This window comes from uncultured Corynebacterium sp., assembly GCF_902782855.1.
Taxonomy (GTDB): Bacteria; Actinomycetota; Actinomycetes; order Mycobacteriales; family Mycobacteriaceae; genus Corynebacterium.
This window is the reverse complement of sequence record NZ_CACZOO010000199.1, coordinates 1-10027: the sequence shown is the minus strand read 5'-3', so window position 1 is coordinate 10027 and position 10027 is coordinate 1. Positions and strand designations below refer to the sequence as shown.

Sequence of the window (10027 nt, the reverse complement as noted above, 5' to 3'; positions counted from 1 at the left end):
GGCCGGGCCGGTCCAGATCACCGTCACCCCACCGTCCGTGGTTTCCGCCGCCCACAGGCCCGCGGTTTTCAGGGCATGGTGCAACCGGCACAGGCACATCCCGTTGGTCACCGCCGTCGGCCCGTCCGACCCCGGACTGGTGTGCCACGAGTTGACGATGTGATCGTGCTCGCACCGGTCGGCGGGGATGCCGCAGCCCGGGAAACGGCAGTGCCCGTCCCGACCTTCCATCACCGCACGCTGCATCGTCGGGAACCGGTAGGCCCCGCTCTCGTCGGAGAGGATATCCTCCCGGTCCGGCAGACACCGCACCAGGTCCGCCACCGACTCCAGCATCTCGGCGGTGACCTCGGAGATGTACCCGACCCTGGGGATGAACGCACCACCCACCCCGATCCGCCCGTCGAGTGTGGGGCGGTAGAGGTTCACCACGGTACGCATCGTTGCCGGGGTGTCCCCCAGCTGGTCGAGCAGGACCCGCGCCCGGCACTGCGCCATCGTGGGTACCCCCACCGTGGACGGTGAGAAGGACACCACACCGTCCACTCCGGCGACACCGTCCACCACAGCGCCCGGTTCCTGTCCGACGCCCGCGGTGCCCTTCTCCACCTGACGGGCTGCGCGCAGCAGGTCGAGGGCCTTGTCACCGATGGCTCCCCACACCGCGGTAGCGGTGGTCTCCGAACCACAGTCCAGCACCAGGCGCGTACCACGCTTGGTCAACCGTTGGGTGTCCTGTTCAGCCAGCTCTGTCGCCGCGACGAGCCCGGCGGCGACGGTGGTGAGGGTCTCCTGCACGACCAGTGCGAAGGATTCCAGACCGACAGGGCAGTCCGCCTCCATCCAGTCGGTCAGGGCAGCTGCGACGGCGGTGTCGATCACCGGACCGAGGCGGTGGGCCTCAGCACGGGAGAGGGGGGCCAGATGCCGGTTGATCCGGGACCAGACGGTGTCCAGGTGGTCCACGGTGATCCGGCCGTCCGCGCCGAGCAGGTCGAACAGCTCCGGCATGCGTCCGGCAACTTCGGTAGCGTGTGCGTATCTGACGGCCTCCGCCCTTGTCCGACGCCGTAGTGCCAGGGCAGTCGACAGACGGAGGTCAGCATCGATGCTCAGCAGCCACGCCACGAGATCGAACTCGGCACGGTTCACTGTCCGGACGAGGTCACGTGCAGGGTGTTCCCCATCGATCGGCAGAAGAAGTGTGGCGGCCATGTCCCCTCCCCTCGTGGCGTTCCGGATACCGCACGACAGTCGATTGATTACTACCCGAAAGCATACACGCGCGAATCATCAGTGTCGACCATGTGTTCGAATACGCCCGCGTCCGCAAACTCCGCAGACTTCCGCAGACGGCGGGAGACGGCAGGAGACGGACAGAAAAACCGGGCCGGTCAGCGACCGGCCCGGTGCCCCCGGCGACAGAAACTACTTCACGTGCAGGGAGACGGCGTCCGCCGCCTTCTTGGCGGTCTGCCGCGCCAGATCGGTGCTCTCGGCGGTCGTGAACGCCACACCCATCCGACGACGCTCGTGGGAGACCGGCTTGCCGAAGATCCGCACGTCACACTCCGGGACCGCCAGCGCCTGCGCCAGACCGGAGTAGGACGGGGTCTCCCCCTCGACCCCGCCGTAGATCACCGCGGAGGCACCCGGGGAGATCAGGGTGGTGTCGATCGGCAGACCCAGGATCGCACGGGCGTGCAGGTCGAACTCACTGAACCGCTGGGAGCCCATGGTCACCATGCCCGTGTCGTGCGGACGCGGGCTGACCTCGGAGAAGTACACGTCATTCCCCTTGATGAACAGCTCCACACCGAAGACGCCGCGGCCGCCCAGTGCACCGGTGATCCGCGCCGCGACGGAGCGTGCCGCCCCGAGCGCCTCCTCACTCATCTGCGCCGGCTGCCAGGACTCGACGTAGTCGCCGTGCTGCTGACGGTGGCCGATCGGCTCGCAGAACCAGGTGGCGCCCTCCCCGGTCGACGGGTCAACGGACCGGATGGTGAGAAGAGTGATCTCGTAGTCGAAGGGCACGAACTGCTCGATGATGACGCGCTCGGAGTGCACGCGGCCACCGCTCATCGCATAGTCCCACGCCGGGCCGATGTCCTCGGCGGTACGGATGTAGGACTGCCCCTTGCCCGAGGAGCTCATAACCGGCTTGACCACGCACGGGATGCCGATCTGGCGGACGCCGTCCTCGAACTCCTCGTAGGTGGAGGCGAAGACGTGCCGGGAGTTCGGCAGCCCGAGCTCCTTGTCCGCCAGGGTGCGGATGCCCTCGCGGTTCATGGTGAGCCGGGTGGCCCGCGCGGTGGGGATGACGGTCGCCAGGCCGGCGTCCTCCACCTCCTGGAGTGCGTCGGTGGCCAGGGCCTCGATCTCGGGGACAACGAAGTCCGGCCGGATCTCCTCGACGAGACCGCGGATCGCCTGCGGGTCGGTCATGTCCACGGTGTAGTGGAAGTCGGCGATCCGCTGGGCCGGGGCGCCGGCGTACCGGTCGACGGCGTGGACCTCGACACCGAGGCGTTGGAGAGCGATGGTGACCTCACGACCGAGTTCACCGGAACCCAGCAGGAGGACTTTCGTGGCGTTGGCGGCGCCCGGGGTGCCGATGGCGTCGGGAGTGTACACCGTGTTCCTTTCGGGAGGATGGCAGTTGTCGTCACCGGAAACGGTACCCGCAGGGGACCGTCGACCACGAAACAAACAGTCGTTGAGGACATCGCCGGAATAGATCCACCCCCGACAGAGTTGAGTGTGGTGTAATCAACTTCGACCGACCGTCCCGGGATCTACCGGGGCAGACAGGACAGAATCATGAGCAGCTTCCGCCTCGACCCCTTCGCCCCTCTCGACCACGTCGCGCGTGAGTTCTTCGCCACCCCCGCCAACCGCGCACCACGGTTCATGCCGATGGACCTCGCGAAGACCGAGGAAGGCTTCACCCTCACCGCCGATCTTCCGGGAGTGGACCCGCAGTCCGTCGAGATCGACATCGACAACGGCATCCTCACCATCTCCGCGGAACGCACCACCGGACCCGCCGTCCCTGAACAGGACGGCGGCACCACCTGGCTCGCCAGCGAGCGCTTCTCCGGTTCCTACCGCCGCCAGGTCTCCGTGGGGGACACGGTCGACACCGAACAGATCGCCGCAGAGTTCGCCGACGGCGTCCTCACGGTGACGCTGCCGGTCGCCGAGCGGGCGAAGACCCGCCGCATCACCGTCACCCACCGGGACAGCGTGAACACCGCACCGGTCACCCCCGCGGTGGAGTCCGGGCAAGAGTCCGGGCAAGAGTCCGGAGAGGAAGCCGCCGCTGAGTAGGTAACACCCCGCAGGGTGATGTCGATGGTCCCTGTGAGACACACGACATCTCGGTGAACGACCCGGCCGCCCCACACAACGCGGCCGGGTCTTTTTCCGTCACCGTGTCAGGCCCCCGTCGCACCGCTCACAACCGCACGGACGCGTCACTGACCACCTGCGCGAAAGACGCGTTGTGACAGCTCCACAGCACCGCCGGGCGCTTCTCCCCCACCCCGAGAACCCGGTGGTACTCCCCCGCCGCGTAGCCCCGAAGGACGCGGGCGAGCCAGCTGTGCCCCGGCGCGTCCAACCCGACGGTCGGCTCATCGACGAGCAGCAGTTCCGGGCCACGGACCAGGGCGGCGGCGACCGCGACCATCCGTCGCGCCGAACTGGGGACGTCCAGGGGGTGGATGTCCGTCCACTGTTCCAGCCCCACCCATTCGAGAGCCGCCCGCGCGTGGGCGGAATCCGCGCCCACCATGAGTTCCCGAAACACCGACCGCTTCGAGAACGCGGCGTCCATCCCGGTCGGCGCCCAGCCGGCTGTCGGCGCGACCAGGCGTCCGGTGTGCGGGAGCAGGCCGAGCACGGCGAGCATGAGCGTGGTCTTGCCCGACCCGTTCGGCCCGGCGAGGTGGGTGACCTGCCCGGCGCGGGCGACCAGTGACGCATCGAGGGTGAAGGACCCGTTCGTCACGGTGCACGCACAGTCCAGGACCGGATCACCCGGAGCCGCCGGCGCCATCTCCGCCGGGTCCGGCAGCTCCGGGCCCGGCGCGGGAGCGGGGGTCAGCGTCCCCGCGTCCAGCCGGAGCTGCTCGTCGGCGAGTGCTGTCAGCGGGGTGTCTACCCGGTCGTAGACGGTCACGTCGCCGACCTCGGCACTGAACCGTCCCAGGGTCTCCGCCAGGGTGTCCACCGCCGCGGCGTCCAATCCGTCGGTCGGGCAGTCGAGGACCAGCGCACCGGGGTCGCGGAGCAGGGCGGCGGCGACGGCCACCCGGCGCGTCTGCCCGGTGGACAGCCGCGACGGGTCCCGGTCGATGATCTCCCCCAGCCCCCAGAGGTCCACGGCGTCGGCGATACGGGACTCCATCACCTCACGCGGAACGCCCTGCTGCTCCATACCGAAAGCGAGTTCCTCGCGGACGGTGGGACGCAGCAGGGTGATGTGCGCCGCGGCGTCGTTGCCGACCCACGCGGCGCCGGACGCCTCGGCCGTAGCCCAGGCGTGCTCGGACAGACCGGAGCCGGAGGCCCCCCAGATGTACCTCACTCGAAGCGGATCTCCTTGGGCACGGACTTCAGGGCATTGGAGACCGGGCAGGTGTCCTTAGCCCAGCGGGCCTTGTCACGGAGCTCCTCGTTGCCGAGACCGGGGACCTCACCGCTGACGGTCAGCGTGATGCCGGTGATCCCGCCTTTGTCGGGGTCGAAGGTCACCGCGGCGTGGGCATCGAGGGTGTCCGCCGGGTGCCCGTCCTCGGCCAGTCCGTTGGACAGCTGCATGAGGTAGCAGGACGCCAGGGCGGCGCCGAGCAGTTCCTCGGGGTTGGTGGTGCCGCCGGCGGCCTCGGTGCGGGCCTTCCAGCTGGTCTCGAAGGTGGCGGTGCCGGAGGTGTCCAGGCTGGCGCGGCCGGAACCGTTGAAGAGATCGCCCTCCCAGTGTGCGCTGGCCCTGCTGACGGTGGACATGTCGGTGCTCCTTGCGTCGGAAGTGTGGTGGATCCCCAAGGCTACGCGTCACATCACGGCGACGACGACGGCTACGAGGGACGCCACGACGAGCATCCACCGGGCGATGCGTCCTGCCGCCGGATCCGGGACGGGGACGAGGACGGTGCGCCGCCCCGGCTCCCCGATGCCGGTGCGCTGCAGGGGGCGGGACCGGTTGCCGGCGTCCACCACCAGGCCGACGACCAGGGGAAGGACGCAGGACGTCCGCGCCCGCCACGTGTCCGGCACACCGCGGCTGAACTGGACCTGACGGATCGTGCGCCAGCGCTGCTGCGCCATCGGCAGCAGTCGCACCACCGAACCGACCATGTAGACCAGCGGTGCGGGGATACGCAGCTGCAGGTCGCGCATGAGGGCGTCGGCGTCGACGAAACTCAGCAGCACCAGCCCGGCGGTGGTCATCCCGGCGAAACGCAGCGAGAGGTCGGCGGTGGTGGCCCAGCCGTCGTCGGCGAAGGGCACGTAGATCAGCCCGTAGGAGACCGTCGCCGGGACGGCGAGGAAGAGCGACGCTGCCAGGGCACGGCGGTGGCGGCGTCCCGCGATGAGGGCGAGCAGGGCCGCACCGACGAGGAAGGACGCGCTGACCACCGGTTCGTGGGCGACCATGACCACCGCCACCGCGCAGACCGCGGCGGTCAGCGGGGTGAGCGGGTTCATACGGTCGCCGGGGTCGCTTCCGGTGCCTGCGCCGGGTCGAAGGTGCGCCGGGTGCGCAACGGCAGGGCCCGGTAGACGGCGAAGACCAGCAGGAAGATGATGACCTTGTCGATCGGGTCGGAGGGCCAGGACTGCAGGAACACGGCGGTGGTGTTGGAGAAGCCGAGAGACTCGTAACCGGAGACCAGCAGGCCGGTGCCGGTGCCGGCGGTGCCGCCGAAGATGAAGTTCGCGACCGGGGCGGAGACCAGGCCGGAGAGGAAACCGAGGACCAGGCCGGCGAGGACGACCTTCCACCAGGAGGACTTCCACAGCTGGCGGACCAGGCCGACGGCGAAACCCATCATCGCGTAACCGGCGGCGAAGCAGATGATCGTCGGGTTGAATGCGCCCCAGACGATCGAGGACAGACCGCCTGTCGCGAGCCCGGCGGCGGGACCGGCGAGGACGGCGACCAACACGGTGCCGAAGGAGTCGAGGTAGAGCGGGATCGGCAGGCCCATGGTGCCGACAACCTGGCCGACGACGATATTGAGCACCAGGGCGACGGGGATGATGCTCAGGGTGCGCACCGGGAGGGTGGGGATCACCGCGACCAGGGAGAGGATCGTGGGGACGAGGAAACCGACCAGCGCGATCGCGGTGGAGCGGGAGTCCGCGACAGAGGAGAAGTCGGAGTCGTCGGGCTGGCTGAGGACGAGCCACAGCCAGGTGATGACGAAGAGGGCGACGCTGACACTGATCAGCGCGATACGGACAGGTCGTGACAAGGGGCGCACGGGTGGGCTTCCTGGGTTCTCCCGGCGCGCAGGCGCCGGTGCGTCGGCGTCCCCTATGTCACCTCGGGGACGCCGCGCTGCTGTGTTGACGTGCTCATTGTGCCGAGTGTGGGTCACCAGGGCAAGGCGGCGTCGGCGGGTGAGGTCGGCGGCAGGGAGACCGGCAGGGAGACCGGCGAGAAGACCGGCAGGGAGACCGGCGAGAACCTCGGTGAATCCCCGCAACGGTCGGTCGGCGACGATGATCTCCGTGCGGAGGTTGCGGACCCGTGCGCAGAGCGTCCTGCGCCGTGTCGCGGGCGACGACGAGCACCACCGGGCGCCCCGGTTGCACCGGTGTCACGCCGTTCCGCTATGCCGGAGGACGCCGCCCCGCTTCCACCAGTTCACCCACGGCGTCGGTCAGGATTCAGGATGAGGACAGGCAGTGGGTTGTCCATGGCCCGTTGCCCGGAGGTCACCACATCAGCGACGGCGAGCGCCTCGGCGTCCAGGCAGATGCGGCGGTAGCTGGCGGTACGCCGGTCATCGGGGTCGGACTGCCCGGCGTCCCACTGCGCGAGGGCGTCCCGGTACCGGTCTGTGCTGTACACCGGCCACATGGTGGCGAGCATACCCGCCTGCTCCAGACTTTCGATGGGGTCGACGGCCTTCCGGCAGGGGTGTTCCGCAGATGGCAGGGACATCAAAGCAGCAGCAGGGGTCTCTGTTCTGCGGCAGGGGTAATTCCCGCCCGAGGGTGTTGAATCCAGATTTTCCCCTGCCAGCTGGAGATTTCCCCTGCCATCCGCCACGTGACCGGTCCAGAATCATCCTGATGCACACCCTCACACCTGCGTCTTCCCGGAGAATGGAACGGCCCGCACACAGACGAACTTGACAGACCAAGCGGTCTACTGGTTGTCTTGGGCACCAAGCAGTCGACGAGAGTCGAGTTCCCCTCCTGGAGCCCCGGACGAGGCGGAACCTGCGGGCAGGCCCCCACGGACCTGATTACCGCAGCATGCAGGCCTGTTTCACCAGACCATTCCCGGGGCTTTCGCGCACCCAGTGCGCACCCGGGGGCGGGCATCCACGGACACGGTCACACGCGGCCCCATGGTCGACGGCGAGAACCGTTCAACCACACGTGAAGGATCACAAGTGACCGCACAGATCAACGCCACCGTCGCCGGGGTTCCGCGCATCGGCCCGAAGCGCGAGCTCAAGAAGGCTCTCGAAACCTACTGGAAGGACGCCTCCACCGGGCGCAACCTCGCCACCGTCGCCACCCAGCTGGTCAACCAGCAGGCCGATCAGCTCACCGCCGCCGGCCTGGACTCCGTCCCGACCATCGGACGCAGCTTCTACGACTCGATGCTGGACACCTCCGCCCTGCTGGGCACCCTGCCCGCCCGCGTCGCCGAGATCGACGACCACGACAACGACGGCCTCCCCGCCTTCATCGACCGGCTCTTCGCCGCCGCCCGAGGCACCGCCGAGCTCCCGGCGTCCGCCATGACCAAGTGGTTCGACACCAACTACCACTACATCGTCCCCGAGCTGGCCACGGACACCGAGTTCCGTCTCGATGACGCCGCCCTGCTCGCCGATCTCCACGACCAGATCACCCGCGGCACCCAGGCCCGTCCCGTCCTCATCGGCCCGCTGACCTACCTCGCCCTGGCCCGCACCACCGACGGTTCGGACGCCCTGACCCACCTCGAGGAGGTCTTCGACGCCTACGCCCGACTGCTGCCCCGCATCGCCGAGCGCGGCGCCGCCTGGGTCCAGTTCGACGAGCCCTACCTCGTCACCGACGTCGACGCCGACGAGACCCGCAAGGCCGACCTGCTGGCCCGCACCCGTGCCGGCTACGAGAAGCTCGCCGCCGCGGTGCAGGACTCCGGGGCTGAACTGAACATCCTGGTCCAGACCTACTTCGGTGACGGCGACCTCGCCATCAAGACCCTCACCGGCACCGGCGTCGCCGCTTTCGGTGTCGACCTGGTCACCGGACGCACCGACGAGCGTCAGTCGTCCGACACCGACATCGCCGACGCCGACCTCCTCCCCTCCTGGACCGGTGCCGAGCAGCTGCTCGCCGGCGTCGTCGACGGCCGCAACATCTGGCGCACCGACCTGGCCCGCGCCCTGGAGACCCTGAAGACCCTCGCCGCCCGCGGCCCGGTCGGCGTCTCCACCAGCTGCTCCCTGCTGCACGTCCCCTACTCCCTGGCCCAGGAGACCAGCCTCGACGATGACGCCGAGCTGCGCAGCTGGCTCGCCTTCGGCGCCGAGAAGGTCGCCGAGGTCGCCCTGCTGTCCCGCGCCCTGCGTGGCGAGGAGTCCGAGGGTGACGACGCCGCCGTCGCCGAGGCCCACGCCGCCGTGGCGTCCCGCAAGAACTCGGAGCGCACCCGCAACGCCGCGCTCCGCGAGCGCACCGCCGCGATCACCGAGGCCGACCGGCACCGCAACCCCTTCGACCAGCGCCGCGAGGTGCAGGAGAAGGAGCTGGACCTCCCGCCGCTGCCGACCACCACCATCGGTTCCTTCCCGCAGACCGCCGAGATCCGCCAGGCCCGCGCGAAGCTGCGCAAGGGCGAGATCACCGACGATCAGTACCACGACGCGATGGTCGCCGAGATCAAGGACGTCATCGACCGCCAGGAGGAGCTGGGACTCGACGTCCTCGTCCACGGCGAGCCCGAGCGCAACGACATGGTGCAGTACTTCTCCGAGCAGCTCGAGGGCTACCACTCCACCGACCTGGCGTGGGTCCAGTCCTACGGCTCCCGTTGCGTGCGTCCGCCGATCCTGTTCGGTGACGTCACCCGCCCGAAGGCCATGACCGTCGAGTGGTACAAGATCGCGCAGTCCTTCACCGACAAGTACGTCAAGGGCATGCTGACCGGCCCGGTGACCATGCTGGCCTGGGCGTTCGTCCGTGACGACCAGCCGCTCGGCGACACCGCCGACCAGGTCGCCCTGGCGCTGCGCGACGAGATCGACGACCTGGTGGACGCCGGGGCGAGGATCATCCAGGTCGACGAGGCCGCCCTGCGCGAGCTGCTGCCGCTGCGCCGCGCCCAGCAGCCGTACTACCTGGAGTGGTCCGTCGGGTCCTTCCGCCTGGCGACCTCCGGTGTCTCCGACGAGATCCAGATCCACACCCACATGTGCTACTCCGAGTTCAACGAGCTCATCGGCACCATCGCGGACCTGGACGGCGACGTCACCTCCATCGAGGCGTCCCGCAACGGCATGCAGGTGCTGCACGCCCTGAAGGACTCCGGTTTCGAGCTGGCCGTCGGCCCGGGTGTCTGGGACATCCACTCCCCGCGCGTGCCGGACCAGGCCGAGGTCGACAAGCAGCTCGCCGATGCCCTGGAGGCCGTGCCGGCCCGCCAGCTGTGGGTCAACCCGGACTGCGGTCTGAAGACCCGCGCCTGGCCCGAGACCACCGCCGCGCTGAAGGTGCTCGTCGCCGCCGCGCAGAAGGCCCGCGCCTCCGTCGAGGCGTAGTCACAGCGTAGTCACGGCGTAGT

The 10027-nt window shown here is 69.2% G+C and carries 9 protein-coding genes; 2 read left to right on the top strand and 7 right to left on the bottom strand.

Annotated features, from left to right (window positions below):
• Together QZV72_RS08635 and purT are read right to left on the bottom strand one after the other, a co-directional pair.
• A partial coding sequence (locus tag QZV72_RS08635; protein ID WP_297007377.1) for an HNH endonuclease signature motif containing protein occupies nucleotides 1-1215 on the bottom strand: 1215 nt, incomplete at its 3' end.
• Between the two features lie 213 nt (nucleotides 1216-1428).
• Nucleotides 1429-2640, bottom strand: coding sequence for a formate-dependent phosphoribosylglycinamide formyltransferase (purT, locus tag QZV72_RS08630; protein ID WP_297007375.1), 1212 nt, complete (start codon nucleotides 2638-2640; stop codon nucleotides 1429-1431).
• A 186-nt stretch (nucleotides 2641-2826) separates the two neighbouring features.
• Between purT and QZV72_RS08625 the strand changes: the two genes are divergently transcribed.
• Nucleotides 2827-3336, top strand: a complete 510-nt coding sequence (locus QZV72_RS08625) for an Hsp20/alpha crystallin family protein (protein WP_297007372.1) — start codon at nucleotides 2827-2829, stop codon at nucleotides 3334-3336.
• Between the two features lie 127 nt (nucleotides 3337-3463).
• On the opposite strand, the gene QZV72_RS08620 is transcribed toward QZV72_RS08625, so the two are convergent.
• The 5 genes from QZV72_RS08620 to QZV72_RS08600 form a co-directional block, all read right to left on the bottom strand.
• The gene (locus QZV72_RS08620) at nucleotides 3464-4597 is read right to left on the bottom strand and encodes an ATP-binding cassette domain-containing protein (protein ID WP_297007369.1); all 1134 of its coding nucleotides are present in this window, start codon (nucleotides 4595-4597) and stop codon (nucleotides 3464-3466) included.
• The gene (locus QZV72_RS08615; protein ID WP_297007366.1) at nucleotides 4594-5016 is read right to left on the bottom strand and encodes an OsmC family peroxiredoxin; all 423 of its coding nucleotides are present in this window, start codon (nucleotides 5014-5016) and stop codon (nucleotides 4594-4596) included. Before QZV72_RS08615 ends, QZV72_RS08620 begins: the two co-directional genes overlap by 4 nt.
• 48 nt (nucleotides 5017-5064) lie before the next feature.
• Complete coding sequence (locus tag QZV72_RS08610) at nucleotides 5065-5718, bottom strand: energy-coupling factor transporter transmembrane component T (protein ID WP_297007364.1); 654 nt, start codon at nucleotides 5716-5718, stop codon at nucleotides 5065-5067.
• Nucleotides 5715-6497 (bottom strand): ECF transporter S component, encoded by a 783-nt coding sequence (locus QZV72_RS08605; protein ID WP_297007360.1) that lies wholly within the window; start codon nucleotides 6495-6497, stop codon nucleotides 5715-5717. Before QZV72_RS08605 ends, QZV72_RS08610 begins: the two co-directional genes overlap by 4 nt.
• A 386-nt stretch (nucleotides 6498-6883) precedes the next feature.
• Nucleotides 6884-7183, bottom strand: a complete 300-nt coding sequence (locus QZV72_RS08600) for a hypothetical protein (protein WP_297007359.1) — start codon at nucleotides 7181-7183, stop codon at nucleotides 6884-6886.
• Between the two features lie 457 nt (nucleotides 7184-7640).
• Between QZV72_RS08600 and metE the strand changes: the two genes are divergently transcribed.
• The gene (metE, locus tag QZV72_RS08595; protein WP_297007356.1) at nucleotides 7641-10004 is read left to right on the top strand and encodes a 5-methyltetrahydropteroyltriglutamate--homocysteine S-methyltransferase; all 2364 of its coding nucleotides are present in this window, start codon (nucleotides 7641-7643) and stop codon (nucleotides 10002-10004) included.
• The last annotated feature ends 23 nt before the right edge of the window (nucleotides 10005-10027 follow it).